Source organism: Actinocatenispora sera (genome assembly GCF_018324685.1).
GTDB lineage: Bacteria > Actinomycetota > Actinomycetes > Mycobacteriales > Micromonosporaceae > Actinocatenispora > Actinocatenispora sera.
In genome coordinates, this window is the sequence record NZ_AP023354.1 from 2031552 (window position 1) to 2053057 (window position 21506).

19 protein-coding genes and 1 pseudogene are annotated in these 21506 nt (G+C 72.6%); 17 read left to right on the plus strand and 3 right to left on the minus strand.

The genetic code is table 11. The annotated features are described in order from the left end of the window. Positions 1-88 precede the first annotated feature (88 nt). The 4 genes and pseudogenes from Asera_RS33010 (at position 89) to Asera_RS09745 (ending at position 4383) form a co-directional block, all read left to right on the plus strand. Positions 89-816: pseudogene (locus Asera_RS33010) on the plus strand (alpha/beta hydrolase). Between the two features lie 76 nt (positions 817-892). Next, complete coding sequence (locus Asera_RS09735) at positions 893-2098, plus strand: ABC transporter substrate-binding protein (protein ID WP_157034841.1); 1206 nt, start codon at positions 893-895, stop codon at positions 2096-2098. Between the two features lie 7 nt (positions 2099-2105). Continuing rightward, positions 2106-3221 (plus strand): monodechloroaminopyrrolnitrin synthase PrnB family protein, encoded by a 1116-nt coding sequence (locus Asera_RS09740; RefSeq protein WP_051802320.1) that lies wholly within the window; start codon positions 2106-2108, stop codon positions 3219-3221. Next, a complete protein-coding gene (locus tag Asera_RS09745; RefSeq protein ID WP_030446627.1) occupies positions 3214-4383 on the plus strand; it encodes an NAD(P)/FAD-dependent oxidoreductase in 1170 nt (389 codons plus the stop codon). Before Asera_RS09740 ends, Asera_RS09745 begins: the two co-directional genes overlap by 8 nt. Before the next feature lie 16 nt (positions 4384-4399). Here Asera_RS09745 and paaA read toward each other — a convergent pair whose 3' ends face one another. Next, positions 4400-5413 carry a 1,2-phenylacetyl-CoA epoxidase subunit PaaA gene (gene paaA, locus Asera_RS09750; RefSeq protein WP_084131648.1) on the minus strand — a complete coding sequence of 338 codons (1014 nt, stop codon included), beginning with the start codon at positions 5411-5413 and terminating at the stop codon, positions 4400-4402. A 312-nt stretch (positions 5414-5725) separates the two neighbouring features. Here paaA and Asera_RS09755 point away from each other — a divergent pair, with 312 nt between their 5' ends. After that, positions 5726-6889, plus strand: coding sequence for an NAD(P)/FAD-dependent oxidoreductase (locus tag Asera_RS09755; protein WP_051802321.1), 1164 nt, complete (start codon positions 5726-5728; stop codon positions 6887-6889). A gap of 83 nt (positions 6890-6972) precedes the next feature. Next, positions 6973-7296, plus strand: coding sequence for a hypothetical protein (locus Asera_RS09760; protein ID WP_030446630.1), 324 nt, complete (start codon positions 6973-6975; stop codon positions 7294-7296). Positions 7297-7336: 40 nt separating this feature from the next. Here the strand turns inward: Asera_RS09760 and Asera_RS09765 are convergent, their stop codons facing one another. Beyond that, entirely contained in the window at positions 7337-8071 is a 735-nt protein-coding gene (locus tag Asera_RS09765; RefSeq protein WP_030446631.1) for a methyltransferase domain-containing protein, read from the minus strand. Positions 8072-8223: 152 nt separating this feature from the next. Here Asera_RS09765 and Asera_RS09770 point away from each other — a divergent pair, with 152 nt between their 5' ends. Further along, positions 8224-8364 (plus strand): hypothetical protein, encoded by a 141-nt coding sequence (locus tag Asera_RS09770; RefSeq protein ID WP_157034842.1) that lies wholly within the window; start codon positions 8224-8226, stop codon positions 8362-8364. A gap of 158 nt (positions 8365-8522) precedes the next feature. On the opposite strand, the gene Asera_RS09775 is transcribed toward Asera_RS09770, so the two are convergent. Continuing rightward, entirely contained in the window at positions 8523-9167 is a 645-nt protein-coding gene (locus Asera_RS09775) for a hypothetical protein (RefSeq protein ID WP_030446632.1), read from the minus strand. Between the two features lie 222 nt (positions 9168-9389). Here Asera_RS09775 and Asera_RS33785 point away from each other — a divergent pair, with 222 nt between their 5' ends. From Asera_RS33785 to Asera_RS09830, 10 genes are all read left to right on the plus strand, one after another. Next, positions 9390-10424, plus strand: a complete 1035-nt coding sequence (locus Asera_RS33785; RefSeq protein ID WP_030446633.1) for an NAD(+)/NADH kinase — start codon at positions 9390-9392, stop codon at positions 10422-10424. Between the two features lie 160 nt (positions 10425-10584). Beyond that, positions 10585-11772: a cyclic dehypoxanthinyl futalosine synthase gene (mqnC, locus tag Asera_RS09790; RefSeq protein WP_030446634.1), complete on the plus strand. Its 1188-nt coding sequence runs from the start codon at positions 10585-10587 to the stop codon at positions 11770-11772. A 110-nt stretch (positions 11773-11882) separates the two neighbouring features. Next, entirely contained in the window at positions 11883-13760 is a 1878-nt protein-coding gene (locus Asera_RS09795; protein ID WP_157034843.1) for a glycoside hydrolase family 15 protein, read from the plus strand. A gap of 303 nt (positions 13761-14063) precedes the next feature. After that, entirely contained in the window at positions 14064-14798 is a 735-nt protein-coding gene (locus Asera_RS09800; protein ID WP_030446636.1) for a dienelactone hydrolase family protein, read from the plus strand. A 104-nt stretch (positions 14799-14902) separates the two neighbouring features. After that, positions 14903-16327 (plus strand): SGNH/GDSL hydrolase family protein, encoded by a 1425-nt coding sequence (locus Asera_RS09805; RefSeq protein WP_157034844.1) that lies wholly within the window; start codon positions 14903-14905, stop codon positions 16325-16327. 125 nt (positions 16328-16452) lie between these two features. After that, a complete protein-coding gene (locus tag Asera_RS09810; RefSeq protein ID WP_051802323.1) occupies positions 16453-17706 on the plus strand; it encodes an SGNH/GDSL hydrolase family protein in 1254 nt (417 codons plus the stop codon). 121 nt (positions 17707-17827) lie between these two features. Then, positions 17828-18535, plus strand: coding sequence for a demethylmenaquinone methyltransferase (locus Asera_RS09815; RefSeq protein ID WP_425305940.1), 708 nt, complete (start codon positions 17828-17830; stop codon positions 18533-18535). Positions 18536-18947: 412 nt separating this feature from the next. Further along, on the plus strand, positions 18948-20201 hold the full coding sequence (locus Asera_RS09820; RefSeq protein ID WP_030446640.1) for a geranylgeranyl reductase family protein: 1254 nt from the start codon (positions 18948-18950) through the stop codon (positions 20199-20201). A gap of 128 nt (positions 20202-20329) precedes the next feature. Continuing rightward, a complete protein-coding gene (locus Asera_RS09825; protein WP_030446641.1) occupies positions 20330-20689 on the plus strand; it encodes an NADH-quinone oxidoreductase subunit A in 360 nt (119 codons plus the stop codon). A 15-nt stretch (positions 20690-20704) separates the two neighbouring features. Beyond that, entirely contained in the window at positions 20705-21388 is a 684-nt protein-coding gene (locus Asera_RS09830; protein WP_030446642.1) for a NuoB/complex I 20 kDa subunit family protein, read from the plus strand. The last annotated feature ends 118 nt before the right edge of the window (positions 21389-21506 follow it).

Below are 21506 nucleotides of genomic sequence, written 5' to 3' on the forward strand. Positions count from 1 at the left end.
AACCGTGCAAAAGCATCGTCTGGGATTCCCGGCGCAACCGCGGTTCGTATCTCGCAACCGGCATGAGAACGCACGGAAGGCGAAGAGCATGACAAGCAACGACAACACGACTGTGGTCCTGGTGCACGGCGCCTGGCACAGCCCGTGGTGCTGGAACCCGGTGGTCGCCGAGCTCGACCAGTACGGCATCCACAGCGTCACCGTCGACCTGCCGAGCTGTCGCACCGTCGACGGCGCGCCGGCGGGTGACATGCACGCCGACGCCGCCGAGATCCGCAACACCCTGGACCGGTACGAGGACGTGGTGCTGGTGGCGCACTCGTACGGGGGATTCCGGCGACCGAGGGCGCGGCCGGCCATCCGGCGGTGCGGCACCTGGTCTACGTCGCCGCCTACAACGCCGACGAGGGCGAGTCGCTCGGCGGCTACGCGGTACCGAACCCGGGGCCGGACGTGCTCAACCCGCCGGCGGACCTGACGATGGGCGAGAACGGCATGATGGGCGTGCGGACGGATCGCGCCGCGACGTTGTTCTACAACGGGATGCCGGCGGACGCGGCCGAGGCGGCGGTGGCGCAGCTGCGGCCGATGTCCGCCGCCGTGCTGTCCCAGACCCCGACCGCGGTCGCCTGGCGCGACATCCCGTCGACCTACGTGCTGACCGGCCAGGACAACGCGACGCCGACCGTGGTGCAGCGCGAGCTGTGCAAGCGGGCGGGTGCGGTGATCGAGCTCGGCGACTCCTGCCACTCGCCGATGCTGGCCGCGCCGAAGCGGGTCGCCGACATCATCGGCTCGGTGGTCGCCGCGCGGTAACTGTCCACAGTGGATCGACCGGGCCGGCCGCCGCGGCCGGCCCGGGGCAACGTCGTGCCTGTCGGAGGGAAACGTCTTGGGCGTCAGGAGAATGCTGGCCGGGCTCGCGATACCAGCTGTACTGCTGGTCCTGGCGGCCGCCTGCACCAGCGACGGCGGCAAGAGCGTGTCGGCCGCCCCGATCCGGATCGGCTTCATCGCCGACATGTCCGGGAACCAGAAGGGCATCGGCCGGTCCATGCGGGACGGCCTCGACCTGTACCTCAAGCTGCACGACGGGCGGCTCGGCGGGCGTCGGGTCCAGGTCGTGCAGCGCGACGCCGGCGACGACCCCACCAGTACCAAGGCGGCCAAGGCGGAGCAGAGCCTGCTGAACCAGCGGGATCTGCTCGCCATCACCGGCATCAGCGACGTGCGCACCGTGCTCGCCATGCAGAAGCCGGTCACCGAGCGCAAGCTGCCGCTGGTCAGCACGCTGGCCTGCACCGACCAGGTACCCGACCTCACCTACCTGTGGTGCGCTTCCAACCTCACCTCCGATCCGCCGGAGGCGCTCGGCGCGTACGTCGCCAAGCACGCGGGCGGGCGGGTCTACGTCCTCGGTACCGATCTCGGCCCCGCCAAGGGCGACACCACGCAGACGTTCGTCCGCACCTTCAAGGCCGCCGGCGGCAAGCTCGCCAACCCCGACGGGCAGCCCACCTACGCGCCGTACAGCGACAAGGCCAGCTACCGCTCCTACCTGACCGAGGCGCAACAGAACGGCGCCAAGGCCATCTACGTCTGGGCGACCGGGATGCAGGCGGTCCAGTTCGTCAAGGAGTACCAGAAGCTCGACCTGAAGTCGCAGGGCATCAAGGTGTACGCCTCGGGGCCGCTCACCTGCTGCGATCTGCTGCAGGTCGAGGGGTCCGCGGCGCTGGGCATCTACAGCTCGCTGGACTACACGCCGACGCTGGACAACGACGCGAACCGGGAGTTCGTGGTCGCCTACCAGCACGCGTACGGGACCGCGCCGAACGAGCCCGCGGCGTACGGCTACAGCGCGGCATCCATTCTCGACCAGGCGATCTCGTCGGTGACCGCGGACGGCACGACGCTGACCGGCAAGGCGGTGAACACCGCGATCGCCAACCTCGGCATCCAGAACGACCCGCGCGGAAGTTGGCAGTTCAGCAAGAAGCACGCGCCGGTGCAGAAGTTCTACCTGCGTCAGGTGCGGATGGACGGCTCCGTGCTGTCCAACGTCCTCGTCAACGAGCTACCCACGATCGGGGAGTGACGCCGCGATGTCCGGGCCGGGCAACCATCGCGACAGCAGGCTGGTGCGCGCGCTCGATCCGCTCGACGCCGACGAGACGTACCGCCGGCTGCCCGAGATGAACGCCGCCGCCGACGTGCCCGCGTTGGTCGGTGCGCTGCGCCGGCTGGCCGCCAACGCCGCGGCGGCGCCCGACGGCACACCGTACGAGTGCCGCGCGGCCATGCGCGATCTCGGCCTGCTGCTCGGTTCGATCAAGCGGCACGGCGTGGAGCCGGTGACGGCGGTACCGGAGGTCGAACCGGTGCTGCTACGCCTCGCCGCCCGCGGCGACGTGGTGCCGCGCGACACCGTGCATCACTACAGCGTCTGGAACCCGTACGGCGAGCGGCAGCGAAGCTACACCGGATCGTCGCAGGAGAGCGCGCTGATCGACTCGGTCCGGCTCAGCCTGCCCCGGCTGTCGCAGGCGGTCGAGCTGTGCGATCCGCTCGCCCGGGCCGAGCTGACCGATCCGGAGTTCCTCACCGCGATGGGCAGCTTCCGCGCCCACCTGGCCTCGCTGGACGAGGCGATCGAGCTGGTGAACGGCCGGGTGACGCCGGCGTTCTTCGCGAACGAGCTGCGGCCGTACTTCGACGAGGTGACCATCGACGGCCGGGTCTGGCGCGGCGGAGCCGGCGCCGGGCTGCCGATGCCGCTGCTGGACCTGGCGCTGTGGGCCGCCGACCACGATCCGGACGACGACGACTCCGCCGGCTACGCGGAGTTCTGGGCCGGCGGGGTCCCGTACGCCCTGCCGGAGTGGCGGCGCCGGTACGCCGAGCTGGCCGGGGGCCCGTCGCTCGTCGCGCGGGTGACCGCGGCCCTGGACGAGGCCGGCGACGGCCCGATGGACGACCGGCTGTGGGCCGCCGCCACCGCGGTCGAGCAGTCGCTGCGCGCGCTGCTGTCGTTTCGGGCCAAGCACTTCACCGTCGCCCGCCAGTCCTACCAGGAGGACGTCCGGCTGTTTTCGGTGGGCAGCAGCGGCGGCAGCGTGGAGCTACTGGCCAGCATCGTGCGACTCACCCGGGACAACGCCCGGGTGGTGCGGCCGCGGCGTAGCGCACGCTCCGATCCGGAGCGGCTGTCTCGTGCCTGACGCCGTCGTGGTCGGCGCCGGCTGTGCCGGAGCGCCGACGGCGATGCTGCTGGCGCGCGCCGGCTACCGGGTCACGTTGGTGGACCGGGCCCGCTTTCCCCGTGACACCCTGTCCACGCACTACCTGCAGCAGCCGGCGGTCGCGTTGCTGCGCGACTGGGGGCTGCTGGATGCCGTGCTCGGCACCCGCTGCCCGCCGATCGCACACCTGCGGTACCGCGCGGCCGACGTCGCCATCGACGGTCCGATGTGGACGTTCGACGGCATCGGCTACGCGCTCGGCCCGCGCCGGTACCTGCTCGACCAGCTGCTGGTGGACGCCGCCGTGGCCGCCGGGGTGGACTTCCGCGCCGGACAGCGGGTCACCGACCTGATCGTCGAGGGCGACCGCGTGGTCGGGGTACGGCTGCGCGCCGAGCGCGGCGGAACCGACCAGCTGCGGGCGCCGCTGGTGGTCGGCGCGGACGGGATGCGGTCGGTGGTGGCAGCCCGTACCGGTGCCGCGGTGCGCGTCACCGACCCGCCCCGGACCTGCGTCTACTACAGCTACTGGCCCGGCGTCTCGGACCGGTTCGAGATCCACGAGGCGCCCGGCAGCTGGATCGGCGTGGTGCCCAGCAACGACGGTCTGACCCTGGTCGCCGCGTACTTCCCGCAGTCCGCGTACCCGCAGGTACGGCTCGACGCCGGTGCCGCGTACCTGGCCGCGGTGCGCGACACGGCGCCGGACGTCCACGCCCGCATGCGGGCGGTCGATCGCGCCGAGCGCATCTACGGCACCGGTGCGCAGCTCAACTTCTTCCGGCAGCCGGCCGGGCCCGGCTGGGTACTGGTCGGCGATGCCGGCCATCACAAGGACTCGCTGACCGCGCGCGGCATCACCGATGCGTTCCACCAGGCCGCACTGCTCGCCGACAGCATCGGATCCGGCCTCGACCTGCACGATCCGGACCGGCTTCGCGCCGCGCTGCGGCGGTTCGAACGCGGCCGCGACGACCTGCTGGCCGACGAGTACCAGCACACCCTGAAGCTCGCCCGGTTGGCGCATTCGCCGCGGCGGCTGGCGTCGTTGCGGGCCGCGGCCGGGGATCCGGTGCAGGCCGCCGGCTTCTTCCGCTCGCTGTGCGGTCACCCGTTCCAGGAGCGGATGACTCCACCGTGACCGCGGAGCCGCCCGGTCAGACGGCGCGGCGGCGCCGCTGCTTCTCGGCGTAGGCCAGCGCCGACTCCCGGACCCAGGCGCCCTCGTCGTGGGTGCGCCGGCGACGCTCCATCCGTTGCCGGTTGCACGGGCCGTACCCCTGGAGCACGGCGGTGAGCGCGTCGAAGTCGGGCAGGGTGAAGTCCCAGTGGCCGCGCTCGGTGTCGAAGCGCAGTGCCTCGTCCGGCAGCGTCAGGCCGAGCGAGCCCACCTGCTCGGCGATCACGTCGACGAACTTCTGCCGTACCTCGTCGTTGGTCAGCCGCTTGATCTTCCACGCCATCGAGCGCGACGTGTTGCGCGACGCGCGGTCGGGCAGACCGAACAGCGCGAGCGCCCGGTACCACCAGCGATCGACGGCCTGCTGCGCCATCCGGTGCTGCGCCGGGGTGCCGCCGGACAGGGTGTGCAGGATCGAGTAACCCTGCCGCTGGTGGAACGACTCCTCCTTGCAGATCCGGACCATCGCCCGCGCGTACGGCCCGTACGAGCAGCGGCACAGCGGCACCTGGTTGGCGATCGCCGCACCGTCCAGCAACCAGCCGATCGCACCGATGTCCGCCCAACTGGCGGCCGGGAAGTTGAACACGACGCTGTAGTGCTGGCGACCGTCGTGCAGCTGGTCGAGCAGCTCGCCGCGGGTCACCCCGAGCGTCTCGGCCGCCGCGTACAGGTACATCGCGTGGCCGGCCTCGTCCTGCACCTTGGCCAGCAGCGCCGTCTTGCGCCGCAGGCTCGGCGCGCGGGTCAACCAGTTCGACTCCGGCTGCATACCCATCAGCTCAGAGTGCGCGTGCTGGCCGATCTGCCGGATCATCATCGACCGGTACGCGTCCGGCATCCAGTCGCGCGGCTCGATCTTCTGGTCGTCGGCGACCATGGCCTCGAAGTACCGCTGCAGGTCGGCCTCGTCCGCGCCGGCCTCGTCCCGGTCCGGCGCACCGATCAGCCGAAGCCGTTCGCCGCCCGCGTCGTGGGGACCCTGTGGCATGGTTTCTCTCCCCGGACGGCAATGCGGAAACAACGTGGCTGACGTGATGTTTGTAACCGAACCGCCCATCGGTGTCAACGAGCGGACAGGTACCTGCCACGGCGTTCGGTGGTCCCGCGGTGTCGAGGTCCGAAGTGGACGGTCGATCGCACCGGCACGCCAGCACGCCGGCACGCCGGCCCGGCGGCTCCCGGCCGCGGTGACGACGGCGCCCGGCCGTCCGGAAGGGCCGTCCCCCGTGGTGCGCTGCGTCGCTCGCCGGTCGGAGAGGTGTGCGAGGCTGCTGACGTGACGACGGAGAGGGTGGATCGGGTGAGTGGCGACGTCGTGGTGGTCGGCGGCGGGCTGGTCGGGCTGGCGGCGGCGTGGCGGATCGCCGGCCACGGCGGCCGGGTCACCGTGGTCGAGCGGGACGCGCCGGTCCGGTTCACCTCCCGCGCGGCGGCGGCGATGATCGCCCCGGTCGGGTACCGCGAGCCCGCCGACGACGCGTTCCTGCGGCTGCGGCTGGACGCGCAGCGGGAGTGGACGCCGTTCGCCGCCGAGCTGGTCGAGCAGACCGGGATCGACCCCGCGTACCGGCGGATCGGCTCACTGGTCGCGGCCACGGACAAGGACGGGCTGGCACGGGTGGTGGCGTTGCGCGAGTTCCATGCCGAGCTGGGGATCGAGTCGTCGCTGGTGGATGCGGCGGGTGCCGCGCGGCTCGAACCGGAGCTGCGCGGCGCGCTCGGCGGGTTGCAGGTGCCGGGGGAGGGTTGCGTCGACCCGGAGGCGGCCGGCCGGGCGCTGGTCGCCGGGATCCACGCCCGCGGCGGTACGGTCTGGTCCGGTGCGGGCGTCGCGGAACTGTGCGGTGACGCGACCCGGATCAGCGGGGTGCGGTTGGTCGACGGCTCGGTGCTCGCCGCCGACGTGGTACTGGTGGCCGCCGGCGCGGCGAGCTGCGCGCTACCGGGCGTGCCGGAGTCGGCGCGCTTCCCGCTCCGCGCGGTCAAGGGGCAGTCGGTGCTGGTCGCCGACCGGCCCGGAGATCCGCTGGTACGCACCGTGTTACGCGCCGGGATCAACGTCGTGCCGCGAGGCGACGGCCGGCTGATGATCGCGGGTACGGTGGAGGACGGCGCGGCGCCGGGGGACCGCAACACGGTGCTCGGCGCGTACCAGGTGCTGCAGCGGGCGATCGCGGCGGTGCCGGCGCTGGCCGGCTGCGACGTGGACACCTGGTGTGTCGGGCAGCGGCCGGTGGCGCCGGACGATGCGCCGGTGCTGGGGCCGAGCGGGGTTCCCGGCCTGTGGTGGTCGACCGGCCACTCGTACTACGGGATCCTGCTGTCGGCGTTGACCGGCCGGCTGGTGGCCGACGCGCTGGCCGGCGACGCCGCCGCCACCGTCCGGATCGGACAGTTCACTGTGGACAGGTTCGCCGCCGGGGCACCGCGCTACACCTCGCTGGACCACGACCGGCACGCCTAGGCTCGTCCGCGAAGCTCCGCGCGAGCGAGCGGCGTCGAGAACCCCCACACTGATGGTTTCCCGTTCGACCGGAGGACCGAGCCATGCCCGACCGACCAGAGATCGTCTGCATCTGCGGCTCCACCCGGTTCGTGGACGAGATGCGTGCGGCGAACCGCGATCTGACCTTCGCCGGTGTCATCGTCGTCGCGCCAGGCGTCTTCGTGCGCGCGGAGGACCACGGGGCGGACGAGTTGATCACCAGCGAGCAGAAGGCCGCGCTGGACGCCCTCCACCTGCGCAAGATCGACCTGGCGGACCGGGTTCTGGTCGTCAACCCCGGCGGCTACATCGGCGAGTCCACGAGCAGAGAGATCGCGTACGCCCGCGCCACCGGCACGCCGGTCTCGTTCACCGATCCCGTCTGACGCTCCGGGGGCGTGTCGAGTAGCGCTTCCGCGCGGCGACTCAACGGCGGGCGACGGTGACGATCTCCCGGCTGGTCGGGGTGATCGGGCCACGCTGCCAGTCGCCGTACTGCGCCTCCACGGTGAAGCCGGCGTCGGCCAGGAAGCCGTTGAGCGGCGCCACGTCGAGGAAGCGAAGCCGGGCCCGGTCGACGCGCAGTACGGTGCCGTCCGGGTCGGCGGTCGTCTCGACGAAGCTCACGACGCCGGCGTCGACGGACTCAACGTCGTGCCAGGTGCGCAGCGGTCGGTCGGCGGCGTCGACCACGTCGGCGGCATTGGCCGGGATCCAGTCGAGCCAGGCCCTGGCCTGCGGATGCCGGGTCTCGAAGACGAACCGGCCGCCCGGCGCCAGCGCGGCGTGGATCGCCTGCAGCGAGGCGCGGAGGTCCTCGTCGGTGACCAGCACCTGGAACGCGTGCCCGGTCATCACGGCGAGCTCGAACCCGCCCTCGGTACGGGTGTCGGACTCGGCGGCGGTCGCCTCGATCCAGTCGATGTCGGTGCGGCGCCGGGCGCGGTCGAGCGCGGCGCGGTCCGGGTCGAGGCCGACGAGCCGACCGCGGTGGCCGTGCTCGCGGGCGTAGGTGAGCATCGAGCCGGTGCCGCAGCCGACGTCGAGCACCGAACCGGCCGCCATGACCAGGTGGTGGTGGAACGCGTCCCCGCGGTACGTGTCCGGGTTCCAGGGGTTGAGCAGGTCGTAGAGGGCGGCGGCGTCCGCGTCGGAGTACACGCAGGCAGTGTCGAGGCCGGCCGCCGCGGCAGCAACCGCTTTCCCGCGGGTACCGAGGTCTCGCCATGCCCGCACCCTCGCGTTGATCAAGGGCCTCTCGCGTTGATCAAGGGATCGCGTCGCAACGCCCTGGCACGACGTGACCGGATCCCTTGATCAACGCCGCGCTGGGGGGCGTGGCGGGTTGCCGCCATCCCATTACGCTGAAGGGCCTGATGACCTGGTCGATCAACGGGGACGGCTCGAAGGGCTGGACCTTCGGCGACAACGTCAAGGCGCTGGAGGGGCGCTGACCCGATACGGCCGCCAGCGCTCGGGAGCGCTGACCCTATACGGCCGACACCTTCCGACCGCTGCTGACCTGGCGCGGCCGTGGCCGCTCGGCGGGACCGAACCGTCGAGCGGTCGCCTGCCGCCGGTGCGTCCGGCGCAGCGGCGGGCCGCCGCCCGGTCAGGACGTCGGTTTCGGCGGCAGCGGCGTGGCGTGCACCCGGAATCCGCCGTCCAGGACCGGCGCGAACGGTGCCGGTGCCAGGCAGGTACCGGCCGAGGGCTGGGTCGGGTTGCCCGCGCCGTCCGTGTCGAAGTTGACGATGTCCCAGGAGAAGCCCATCCGGTCCGGCGCCGGGCCGCGGCCGTCGGTGACGCTGAACCCGCGGCGGGTGCCGACCCAGTCGGCCACCTGCGGATCGGCGCGGGTGATCACCGCGGTGAGCGTGGCGGTACGGCCGCCGGTGACGAGGCAGTCGACCCGCCCCTCGGCGGTCACGGTGACGTTCTGGGCGGCCACGTGGTGGGAGATCCGTACCGTGCCGGTCGCGTCGGTCGGCAGGCCGCTCGGCAGCCCGGGCAGCGGCCGGCTGAACGGCTTCGCCGTTGCATCGAACCGGAACCGGATGGTGTCGTCGGGTGAGTACGCGTAGAAGACCCCGGCGGCGCCGGCCACGCTGGCCGGCCGCAGGTCGCCCGGCGACGCGTGGTGCCGGTCCGGGTGGGCGGGCGCGGCCGCCGCGCCGGCCGACACCAGACCCGCCGCCAGCACGGCGGCGATGGTCACGCCGATCGCGGTACGCGGCCGAGTTCCGTTGCGGTGCATGGAGACTCCCGAAGTTCTCGTGACGGGTGGGCCGTTCGAGCATGTCGGGGCGGCACCGGTTCGCACCTCCCGCTGCCGAGGGCGGTACCGGCTCCGGCCTCCCGCCGCGGAGGGCGTCACCGCTCCCTCGCGGGAGGGAACCACGCGGTGGCGTCGCCGGACCTTTCCGGCAGCCCGGCCGGCCCCGCGCGCGATCCGGGCCGGGTGTGGTGAGCTGGGCGGATGGCGAAGGTGGAAACGCTCGGGCTGGTGCTGCACCCCACCCGGGACGTGACGGCGGTGGTGTCGACGGTGCTCGCCTGGGCGGCCGAGCACGACGTCGCGGTACGGGTCGGTGTCGCGGACGCCGACCGGGCCGCCGGTGCGCGGGCGGTGCCGGACGACGAGCTCGCCGGCAGTGACGCGATCCTCAGCATCGGCGGCGACGGGACGATGCTCGGCGCGCTGCGGCTGGTCGCGGACGACCCCCGGCCGGTACTCGGGGTCAACATGGGCCGGCTGGGCTTCCTCGTCGAGATCGAACCGCCGGAGCTCGTCACCGCGCTGAACCGGCTCGCCACCAGCGACGTGACGCTGGAGCACCACAGTTGCCTGCGGATCACCGCCGGCGGGGACGGCTGCGTCGCCTTCAACGACCTGGCGCTGTCCCGGCGGCCCGGCGACGGCACGGTCAACGCGATCCTCACCATTGACGACCAGCAGTACGGGTACTTCCGGGCCGACGCGGTGATCATGGCCACGGCGACCGGCTCCACCGCGCACAGCTACTCGGCCGGCGGGCCGCTGCTGTCGCCGGCGACCGACGCGGTGGTGATCACCCCGGTCGCGCCGATGTCCGGGATCAGCCGCCCGCTCGTGCTCGGCGCCGGCGAGCGGGTCGAGTTCTCCCTGCTCTCCGACGTCGGTGGTGTCTCCGACGGCCTCCGCGGTGGGAAGAACGTCGGCGGTGGCTCCGACGGCCTTCGCGAAGGGAAGAACGTCGGCGGTCCTTCCGACGGCCTCCGCGAAGGGAAGAACGTCGGCCGGCCGGTGATCGAGGCCGATGGCCAGGTGCTCGGAGAGCTGGAGCCGGGCCGGACGGTACGGGCCGAGCTGCGCCGCGACGCCGGCCTGGTGGTGCGGCTCGACGTCCGCCGACACCGCCAGCGCAGCCAGGCGAAGCTGAGCCTGCTGGACCTGCCGCTGCTGCCCGACCAGCTGCGCGAGCTGCTGCCGCCGCAGGTCCGCGACCAGCTGGCCCGCCGCGAGTCCCCCTGACCGCTCCCGGGTACGGACGGGCGCCCGCCGCCGTGACCAACGCCTCGCGGACGGTACGGGTCCGCGGCCCCGCGTACCGCCCGGCCGGATCAGCGTGGCGGGGCGTGATCCGCGCCCCGGTGCCGGCCTTGCCGGTTCGGCGACGCGTACCCTCGGGGTCGTGACTGAGCACCGGGAGATCGACGAGATTCTGCAGCGTGCGGCGGACGGCGGGCGGATCACGCCCGAGGAGGCGCTGCTGCTGTACACCGACGCGCCGTTCCACGCGCTGGGCTCGGCGGCCGACACGGTGCGGCGCCGCCGCTACCCGGACGACATCGTCACGTACATCATCGAGCGCAACATCAACTACACCAACGTCTGCCTCACCGCGTGCAAGTTCTGCGCGTTCTACCGGGCGCCGAAGCACGCCGAGGGGTGGGTCCGCAGCCTCGACGACATCCTGGCCCGGTGCGCCGAGACGGTGGAGTTGGGCGGGACCCAGATCATGTTCCAGGGTGGGCACCACCCGGACTTCGGCGTGGAGTACTACGAGGAGCACTTCGCCGCGATCAAGAAGCACTTCCCGCAGCTGGTGATCCACTCGCTCGGGGCCAGCGAGATCGTGCACATGGCGAAGATCTCCGGGGTGTCCACCGAGGAGGCGCTGCGCCGCATCCACGCCGCTGGGCTCGACTCGCTCGCCGGCGCCGGCGCGGAGATCCTGCCGGCCCGGCCGCGGACGGCGATCGCGCCGCTGAAGGAGTCCGGCGAGCGCTGGCTGGAGGTCATGGAGCAGGCGCACCGGCAGGGCATCGAGTCGACCGTGACGATGCTGATGGGTACCGGGGAGACGAACGCCGAGCGGATCGAGCACCTGCGGATGATCCGGGAGGTACAGGACCGTACCGGTGGGTTCCGGTCGTTCATCCCGTACACGTACCAGCCGGAGAACAACCACCTGAAGGGCCGCACCCAGGCGACCAACCTGGAATACCTGCGGCTGCTGGCGGTGGCCCGGCTGTTCCTGGACAACGTGCCGCACCTGCAGTCGTCCTGGCTGACGACCGGCAAGGACGTCGGCCAGCTGTCGCTGCACATGGGCGTCGACGACCTCGGCTCGATCATGCTGGAGGAGAACGTCATCTCCTCCGCCGGCGCGCGGCACCGTTCCAACCTGCTGCAACTGGTGTGGATGATTCGCGACGCGGACCGGATCCCGGCGCAGCGCGACACGCTGTACCGCCACCTGCGGGTGCATCACACACCGGCGGACGACCCGACCGACGAGCGGGTGCACTCGCACGTCTCGTCGATCGCGCTGGACCCCGGCGAGCGCACCAGCCTGGACCTCGCCGACGCCACCTGAGCCACCGTCCACAGGCGTTGTCCACAGGTTGGGCCGCGTCCTTCCCAGATCACCGATCCGCCGCTAGGTTTCCTCCTGCCCGTGCTGTCTGCGCCCGGAGGTGGGAAGTCATGGCTGGTGGCTGGCGACGGCGTGAGGTCGTGTCCGGGCTTGCGGCGGCCCTGGCGGTGGCGGGATCCGGTGTCGTGGTGGCGTCCGGCGTCGCGCACGCCGCCGGCGGTCACGACCGGCAACTCTCGTACGACGCCGCGCTCTACCTGGTCGGCGCCCCCGACCACGGCGGTGCGCAGGAGTTCGACACCGACGCCGGTGAGCTGACCTCGGTCAGCGTGTTCCTGGTCAGCAACGCCTCGGTCGGCTCCGTCGACGTCTCGGTGCGCACCGCGGTGGACGACCCGGGCAGCGCCGTCGGTGCCGGCCACGTCGATCTCGCCGACCTCGGCGGCTCCGGGATGGGCTGGGTGCGGGTGCCGGTGTCCGCCACCGTCTCCGCCGGGCAGACCTACTACCTGGTCGTTTCGGTGTCCGGTGCGGACGACAAGGTCGTCTGGCAGGGCACCCGGTCCGCCGCCGGCGGCGCGCTGCCCAGCTGGAACTACGACCAGCCGTACTGGGGCGGCTGGCACCGGGAGACCGGCCGGCACCTGGCGTTCGGCGTGAACGACACGGTCGACTGCGCCGCCGACAACACCTGCTACCGGCACCTGCCCGCGAGCGAGCTGTCGGTCACCACCGCCGGCCTGCTCGGCAACGCCGACCACGTGGTCGCGCTCAGCCCGCTGGAGGCGGCCGGAGCGTCGTACGTGCCGGGCAGCTCGGTGCTGCGGTTGCCCGACGGGCGGCTGCGCTACCTGCCCACCGGCGCCACCGCGCCGATCACCGTGCCCGCGAACGATCCCGGTGCCGCCGCGGCGGTCCGGGAGAGCCGGGCCTGGCTCGCCGCCGGTACGGTGCCGGGCGGCACGCCGCAGCAGCGCGAGATGTCCGCCCGCGCGCTGCTGGACATGCGCCTGCTGACCCAGCGCAACGGCGCCGTCGCCGCCGCCTGGTACGGCGCCTGGACCTACTCCTGGCCGCGCGACTCCAGCTTCGTCGCCGCCGCGCTGATGCGCACCGGCCACCTCGCCGAGGCGTACCGGATCCTGGCCTTCGACGCCTCCACCCAGCGCGCCGACGGTACCTGGGAGGCGCGCACCACCCTGGACGGCGCCGGCCCGCCGGACGGCCGGCACTGGCAGCTGGACGCGAACGGCTGGGTGCCGTGGGCGGTCTGGCAGTGGCTGCGCGCCGGCGGCGACACCCAGCGCACGAAGGCGCTCTACCCGACCGTGCGCAAGGCCGCCGACTACGCCGCAGCCAGCCTCGACGCCTCCGGCCTGCCGCCGGCGAGCCCGGACTACTGGGAAATCGGTACCGACGCGCCCAACCTCGGCACCGCGGCACCGCTGCTCGCCGGGCTGCGCGCGGCGACCGACCTGGCCCGCCGGTTCGGCCAGGCCGACGACGCCCGCCGCTGGCAGCGTGCCGCCGACCGGCTGACCGACGGCATCGCCGCCACCTTCGGCCGTAACGGCTACCAGCGCACGATCACCGACGGCAGCGGCGCCGACTCGGCGGTCGCGTTCCTCGCCCCGCCGTTCTCGGTCGCGCCGGCCGGACTGGGCCCGGCGCTGCAGCACAGCTTCGACCTGCTGCGCCGGCCGAACGGCGGCGTCGTACCGGGGGAGTCGTGGACCGGCGCGACCACCTGGACGCCGGAGACGATGTTCTTCGCCCTGGCCTGGGCCAGCACCGGCGAGCGCGCCAGGGCCACGGAGCTGCTCGGCTGGCTGGCCGCCCACCGGACCAGCCTCGGCGCGTTCCCGGAGCAGCTGACCGCCGCCGGCTACCCGGCCTCGGTCGCCCCGCTCGCCTGGACCGACTCGCTCGCCGTGCTCACCCTGGCCCAGCTCGACGGCCACCGGATGCCCGTGCCGCCACACCGCTGACGCGCCGATCGGCGGCGCCGCCCGGCGCCCGGCGCGGCGGACCGCGCCCGGTGCCCGGGTCCGCAGCGCCGCCGAACCCGGGCGGTGCGCCACACCGGTCGTTCCGGGCGGTGGGCTAGGTTGGGCCGATGACCACCGGGACGGCGTCACGCCACGCACGGATCGGTGACCCGGTGCCGTTCTGAGCGCCGGCCGGGCCGGCACCGGCCCGCCGTTCGATCCGGGACCCCGCGTGGCCGCGCGGGCTCCGCCTCCGTCGTGTTGATCACGGGCTCACCATCAACCACGACAGGAGAACTTCTCATGCCCAGCACGATGCTGCAGATTCGCACCGACGACGGCGTGGCCGACGCGTTCGCCGCCGTCCCCGACCACGGCGGGCCGCACCCCGGGGTGCTGATGTACCCGGACGGTTTCGGCATCCGGCCGGTGGTGCGCGAGCTGGCCGGCGAGCTGGCCGGCCACGGGTACCACGTGCTCGTGCCCAACGTCCTCTACCGGCACGGCCCGACCCCGGTGATCGACCTTCCCGACCACATCGATGCGGACGCGCGGGTTCGGGTCATGGCGCAGCTGATGCCGTTGCTCGGTACGCACACCGCCGACCGCTCGCGCCGCGACGCCGCCGCCTACCTCGCGTTCCTCACCGCGCAGCCCGGGGTCGCCGCCGGTCCCGTCGCGGTCACCGGGTACTGCATCGGCGGCCTGCTGGCGATGCGGACCGCGGCGGCGCACCCGGACCGGGTGGCCGCGGTGGCCGCGTTCCACGGTCCGGTGGGCGCCGACGGTCCGGACCTGTTCGCGTCGCTCACCGCCCGGGTGCTGCTCGGCCACGCCGCGAGCGACCTGACCCCCGACACGCTCGGCGACCTCAACCGGGCGCTGGACGCCGCCGGCGTCGACTACGTCTCGGAGATCTACCCCGGTACCGTGCACGGCTTCACGATGTCGGACACCGACGCCTTCAGCGCCAGCGGGCTGCGGCGCCACTGGGACCGCCTGCTCCCGTTCCTGCACCGGACCCTGGGCAACGGCTGAAGCCGACCCGCGGGCCCGACGCTCGGATCTGGACATTCGCGGCCTGGCACGACAGTATCCCCTGGTATCGACGAAGTTCGCGTAGCGGGCGAAGGAGGACGGCCGTGGCTGGACGATTCGCGGTGCGGGCGGTGGCGGGGCTGGCGGTGCTCGCGGTCGCCGTCGTCGTCCCGGCGGTACCGGCGGCCGCGCAGGCCGCCGCCGGTGGGCAGGGGGCCGGCGCCCCGGCGGGGCAGCGCGGCCCGACGCGACTTGCCGTGCAGGCCGGGCCGGGTGCCGCGGCACGGCACTGGGTGACCGGGTGGTCGGCGAGTTCCACCACCGCGGCGCGCGACGCCAGCGGTTGCCCGGCGTTCAGCGGGCTGCACGACCAGACCGTCCGTACCGTCACCACCGTCTCGGCCGGCGGCAGCGAGGTACGCATCGACGTGACGAACCGGTTTGGCACGGTGCCGCTGCACGTCGGCCGGGCCACGGTGGCGGTGCGGGGCGAGGCCGCCGACGCGGTGCCCGGCACGATGCGTCAGCTCACCTTCCACGGCCACCGCGAGGCCACCATCCCCGCCGGCGCCAGCATGCGCAGCGACCCGGTCGACCTGGCGGTACCGGCGCTGCAGCAGCTCGCGGTCAGCGTGTACCTGCCGGACGCGACCGGGCCGGTCACCCAGCACCCGTGGGGCCGGTCGGGCGCCTACCTCGCCAGCGGCGATCGGGCCGGCGACCCGGCGGCCACCGGGTACCAGGTGTCGAGCTGCTCGATGTTCACCGACCGGGTCGAGCTCCGGGCGACCGGCCGGGCCGCCGGCCCCGCGGCGGGCGGCGCCATGGGTCCCGCGGCGGGCCGCGCCATGGGTCCCGCGGCGGGCGGCGCGATGGGGCCCGCGGCGAGCCGCGCCATGGGTACCGTGGTGACGCTGGGTGACTCGATCACCGACGGCACCACCTCGGTGCGCGGCACGATCTTCAGCTGGCCGGACGAGCTGGCGCGGCGGCTCGCCGGGCGACCCGGCCGGACGCTGTCCGTCGCGAACGCCGGGATCAGCGGCAACGAGGTCCTCGTCGACCGGATCCCGGTGCAGTACGGCGAGAGCGCGCTGCACCGGCTGGACCGGGACGTGTTCCGGGTGACCGGGGTGCGCACGATGATCCTGCTGGAGGGGATCAACGACATCGGCGCGGACAGCGCGACGGCGGCGCAGCTGATCGCCGCGGACCGGCAAATCGTCGCCGCCGCGCACGCCCGCGGCATCCGGGTCGTCGGCGCCACGCTGACCCCGTTCGCCGGCTCCACCACGAAGTTCGGCGGTGACTACGGCACCGCGTACGGGGATGCGCAGCGGCGGGCGCTCAACGACTGGATCCGTACCGGTGGTGCGTTCGACGCGGTGGTCGACTTCGACCGGGTGGTCGCGGACCCGGCCGACCCGAGCCGGATGCTGCCCGCCTACGACAGCGGTGACCACCTGCATCCCGGCACCGCCGGCTACCAGGCGATGGGCGACGCCATCGACCTCTCCGAGCTCACCTGAGCGGCACGTGAGCGGTACGGGGGCCGGTACGGGGTCCCGGATTGCGGCCTGACGCTGGACAGATCATGTTCAAAACGACATGATCCCTTGTTATCGATATCGGAAGATAACGAGAGGATCCCGTCGTGCTGCGAAGAACAGCGATCCGTACCCTGCTCGGAACCCTTGCCGTGGTTCCCGCCGTGCTGGCCCCGATCGCGGTGGCCGCGCCGGCGAACGCGGCGCCCCGACCACACTGGGTGGCGGCCTGGGAGGCGAGCTCGACCCAGGCGTCGACCGACGCGGCCGACTGCCCCGCCTACACCGGGCTGACCGACCAGACCGTGCGCAACGTGCTGACCGCCGCCACCGGCGGCGACCGGGTCCGGATCCGGCTGACCAACGTGTTCGGGACCACCCCGCTGCATGTCGGGCGCGCCTCCGTCGCGCTGCGCGGTACCGGCGCCGACACCGTGCCCGGCACCCTGCGCGGCGTCACCTTCCACGGGCGGCGCTCGGTGACGGTCCCGGCCGGCGCGCGGATGCTCAGCGACCCGGTCCGGCTGTCGGTACCTGCGCTGCACCAGCTGGCGGTCAGCGTCTACCTGCCGGACGCCACCGGGCCGGCCACTCAGCACCCGCGCGGCCTGCAGGACAGCTACCTCGCCGCCGGTGACCGCACGTCGGCCGGCGCGACCGGGTACGACACGAGCATCGACTGCTCGCTGTTCCTGGACGCCGTCGACGTGACCGCGGCGCACCAGGTCGCCGGTACGGTCGTCACGCTCGGCGACTCGATCACCGACGGCACCGCCTCCACCCGCAACACCGACAGCCGCTGGCCCAACGGCCTGGCCCGCCGGCTCGACGCGCGGCACGGCCGGACCCTGTCGGTCGCGAACGCCGGCATCAGCGGCAACGAGATCCTCGAAGACCGGATACCGGTGCGGTACGGGCCGAGCGCGCTGCACCGGCTGGACCGGGACGTGTTCGAGGTGGCCGGGGTGCGCGACGTGATCGTGCTGGAGGGCATCAACGACATCGGTGCGGCGAGCGCCACCGCCGAGCAGCTCATCGCCGGGGACGAGCAGCTGATCGCCCGGGCGCACGCGCACGGGGTGCGGATCATCGGTGCCACGCTCACCCCGTTCGGCGGCTCGAACGGGCGGTACGGCGGCGACTACGGCACCGCGTTCGGCGAGCGGCAGCGGCAGGTGCTCAACGACTGGATCCGGACCAGCGGCGCGTTCGACGCGGTGATCGACTTCGACCGGGCGACCGCCGATCCGAGCGACCCGAGCCGGCTGCTGCCGGCGTACGACAGCGGCGACCACCTGCACCCCGGCGACGCCGGGTACCAGGCGATGGCGAACGCGATCGACCTGTCCCTGCTCCGCTGAGGACCGTTTCCGGGCGTCGATCACCGGGCGGGGCTCCACACTGCCCCGTGATCGAACGCCCGGACACTCGATGTTCGACCGTCCGGGGCGGGTGGCGGAGCGGTCTGCAAGAGTGGTCACCGTGATCGAGTCTCCCGTGGGCCGGGCGGGCCTGGACAAGCAGCCGCACGAGGTGGCGGCGATGTTCGACGGCGTCGCCGACCGGTACGACCTGACCAACACCGTGATGACCTTCGGCCTGGACCGGTGGTGGCGGCAGGTGACCCGGCGGGCGCTGCGGCTCGGGCCGGGGGACAGATGCCTCGATCTGGCTGCCGGTACCGGGGTGTCGACCGTGGAGCTGTCCCGGTCGGGCGCGACGGTGGTGGCGGCGGACTTCTCGCAGGGCATGCTGCGGGCCGGCCGGCAGCGCGGTCGCGCGGTGCCGATGGTGGCCGGCGACGCGATGTCGCTGCCGTTCGCCGACCACAGCTTCGACGCGGTGACCATCTCGTACGGGCTGCGCAACGTCGCCGACATCGATGTGGCGCTGGCCGAGATGGCCCGGGTGACCCGGCCGGGCGGCCGGCTGGTGGTGGCGGAGTTCAGCCACCCCACGGTCGCTCCGTTCCGGTTGGTGTACGAGGAGTACCTGATGGCGGCGTTGCCCCGGGTCGCCCGCCGCGTCTCGTCCAATCCGGACGCGTACGTCTATCTCGCCGAGTCGATCCGGGACTGGCCGGGGCAGGCGGAGCTGGCGCGCCGGATCGGTACCGCGGGTTGGGGTCAGGTCGCGTGGCGCAACCTGTTGGACGGGATCGTGACGTTGCACCGCGCGGTCCGGCCGTAACGGGCTGGTATGCGACGGTCCGGCACCGCCGGCGGACCGTACCCGTGTGCGGGCCGGCGTCCCGGTGATGACATGGTGAGGGGGAACCGCAGGTCGTATCGACGCGGATGCTCGTCTGCGGTTCGTGGGGGAAAGGTGGCCACGGGCTGCTCCGGGGCGAAGTTAGGTAGGCCTAACCAGCTGTGCCCCCGCTGCCCGTCCTAGACTCGGCATCGGCGCTCGTGAAAGTCTTCACAAGCGGCCCGATCGCCCCCATCGATCGTTCGTTTGAGAGGTCATCGTGACCGACGCCGGCAGTGCCCGCCACGAGGCGGCACCGGCCGCGACCGCGGCCGACGCCGCTGCCGCGGCTGCAACCGTCGCCGAGGAGAAGCCGCTCGGCTCCGTCGAGGAGACCGGCGGCTCCGCCGACGTGATCGTCGTCGGTGCCGGCCCGGGCGGCTCGGCCGCCGCCTACTACCTGGCGCAGCACGGCCTCGACGTGCTCCAGCTGGAGAAGAGCGAGTTCCCGCGGGAGAAGGTCTGCGGCGACGGGATGACACCCCGCTCGGTCAAGCAGCTGATCAAGATGGGCGTCGACATCGACGCGCCGGGCTGGGTGCGCAACCGCGGCCTGCGGGTCATCGGCGGCGGCATCAAGCTGCAGCTCGACTGGCCGGACCTGGCCAGCTACCCCGAGTTCGGGCTGACCCGGACCCGGCTCGACTTCGACGAGATCCTGTCCGCCCGGGCGGTCGGTGCCGGCGTGCGGCTGCGCACCTCGACCACGGTGACCGGGCCGATCACCAACACCGCCGGCCGGGTCGTCGGCGTGACCGCGACGGTGGGCAAGGACAAGAAGCCGGTCGAGTTCCGCGCCCCGCTGGTGATCGCCGCGGACGGCGTGTCCGGCCGGTTCGCCCTGTCGCTGGGCATAGCGAAGCGCGACGACCGGCCGATCGGCGTCGCGGTCCGGCGCTACTACGACAGCCCGTCCCGCACCCACGACGACTACCTGGAGTCCTGGCTGGAGCTGCGGGACGGCCGGGACGCGAACCGCGACACCCTGCTGCCCGGGTACGGGTGGATCTTCGGTCTCGGTGACGGCCGGGTCAACGTCGGCCTCGGCGTGCTCAACTCGTCGGCCAGTTTCGGCCAGGCGAACTACCGAACCATGCTGACCGACTGGCTCGCCGGTACCCCGGACGAGTGGCAGCTCAACGACGAGCAGTACGCGATCGGGCCGGTGCGCGGCGCGGCACTGCCGATGGGGTTCAACCGGGTGCCGCACTACACCCGCGGCGTGATGCTGATCGGCGACACCGCCGGCATGGTCAACCCGTTCAACGGCGAGGGCATCGCGTACGCGATGGAGTCCGGCGAGCTGGCCGCCGACGTCGCCGCGCAGGCGCTGTCCGCGCGGTCCGGCCCGGCCCGCGAGCGGATGCTGCGGTGGTACCCGCGCGAGCTGTCCCACCGGTACGGCGGCTACTACCGGCTGGGCGGTTGGTTCGTGAAGCTGATCGGCAACCCGGACGTGATGAAGCTCTGCACCCGGCACGGCATGCCGCACCCGGTGCTGATGCGGTTCGTACTCAAACTGCTGGCAAATCTCACCGACCCTCGTGGGGGTGACGCGATGGACCGGATCATCAACACGCTGACCCGTGTCGCGCCCGCGGTGTAGGGGCCGGATCGCGGGCCCGGCGCACCCCCGATAGCAGGGCGGACGCCGACCCGCAATAGGGTGAGTCGGTTTTGAAGAGATCGCAATAGGTGTGCCGCAGCGGTGCGCCGGGAACTGGAGACAAGGCGATGTCGATCGCGCCGTACGTGCCGATTGCGGGGCTGTTCGTCCTCGGCGGCCTGTTCGCGCTCTTCTCCTGCACGATCGCGCCGTTCGTCGGCCCGAAGCGCTACAACCGGGCAAAGATGGAGGCGTACGAGTGCGGGATCGAGCCCGCTCCCGCGCCGACCGGCCGGTTCCCGGTCAAGTACTACATCACGGCGATGCTGTTCATCGTCTTCGACATCGAAATCATCTTCCTGTACCCGTGGGCCGTGTCGTACGACATGCTCGGCTTCTTCGGCTTCGTGGAGATGGTGCTGTTCATCGTCACGGTGTTCATCGCGTACGCCTACGTCTGGCGCCGCGGTGGGCTGGACTGGGACTGAGGGGGGCGTGACGACATGGGCCTAGAGGAAAACCTGCCCGGCATCCTGCTGGTTTCGGTCGAGAAGCTGGTGAACGTCGTACGCCGGTCGTCGATGTGGCCGGCGCAGTTCGGCCTGGCCTGCTGCGCGATCGAGATGATGACCACCGGCGCGGCACGCTACGACACCGGCCGCTGGGGCATGGAGGTGTTCCGCGCCTCGCCACGGCAGGCCGACCTGATGATCGTCGCCGGTCGGGTGAGTCAGAAGATGGCCCCGGTGCTGCGCCGCATCTACGACCAGATGGCCGACCCGAAGTGGGTGCTGTCGATGGGCGTCTGCGCGAGCTCCGGCGGCATGTTCAACAACTACGCGATCGTGCAGGGCGTCGATCACGTCGTACCGGTGGACATGTACCTGCCGGGCTGCCCGCCGCGGCCCGAGATGCTGCTCGACGCGATCCTCAAGCTGCACGAGAAGATCATGCACGAGCCGCTGGGCGAGAAGCGCCGGCTGGAGCTGGCGGAGAAGGCGCTCACCGAGCCGGCGCCGGCGGTCCGCCCGGGCACCATGCCGTCGAGCTACCGCTACAACAAGGCGAAGCGCCGGCAGTGGACCGCTGCCGCGGCCGAGGGCCGCGAGGAGCAGCTGCGGATCGAGAACTGGATGCACGAGAACGACGACAAGGCGCCGGTCGCGCGCGACCGGTGGAAGGGATAGTCGTGGCAGACGAGAAGCTTCCGCATCCTGCGGAGGACAAGCCGTCCGCCGACGCGAAGCCGGCCGGTGAGCGACTCCCGCAGGGCAAGGACGTTGTCGAGGGACCGGCCGACGAGAA

Bases quoted from the DNA above. Each gene is read 5' to 3' on its own strand.
- Asera_RS09760 (WP_030446630.1), top strand. From the start codon at position 6,973: ATGCCCGACCGACCAGAGATCGTCTGCATCTGCGGCTCCACCCGGTTC.
- Asera_RS09775 (WP_030446632.1), bottom strand. From the start codon at position 9,167: ATGCACCGCAACGGAACTCGGCCGCGTACCGCGATCGGCGTGACCATC.
- Asera_RS33785 (WP_030446633.1), top strand. From the start codon at position 9,390: ATGGCGAAGGTGGAAACGCTCGGGCTGGTGCTGCACCCCACCCGGGAC.
- Asera_RS09830 (WP_030446642.1), top strand. From the start codon at position 20,705: ATGGGCCTAGAGGAAAACCTGCCCGGCATCCTGCTGGTTTCGGTCGAG.
- Asera_RS09795 (WP_157034843.1), top strand. From the start codon at position 11,883: ATGGCTGGTGGCTGGCGACGGCGTGAGGTCGTGTCCGGGCTTGCGGCG.
- Asera_RS09825 (WP_030446641.1), top strand. From the start codon at position 20,330: ATGTCGATCGCGCCGTACGTGCCGATTGCGGGGCTGTTCGTCCTCGGC.
- Asera_RS09800 (WP_030446636.1), top strand. From the start codon at position 14,064: ATGCCCAGCACGATGCTGCAGATTCGCACCGACGACGGCGTGGCCGAC.
- paaA (WP_084131648.1), bottom strand. From the start codon at position 5,413: ATGCCACAGGGTCCCCACGACGCGGGCGGCGAACGGCTTCGGCTGATC.
- Asera_RS09740 (WP_051802320.1), top strand. From the start codon at position 2,106: ATGTCCGGGCCGGGCAACCATCGCGACAGCAGGCTGGTGCGCGCGCTC.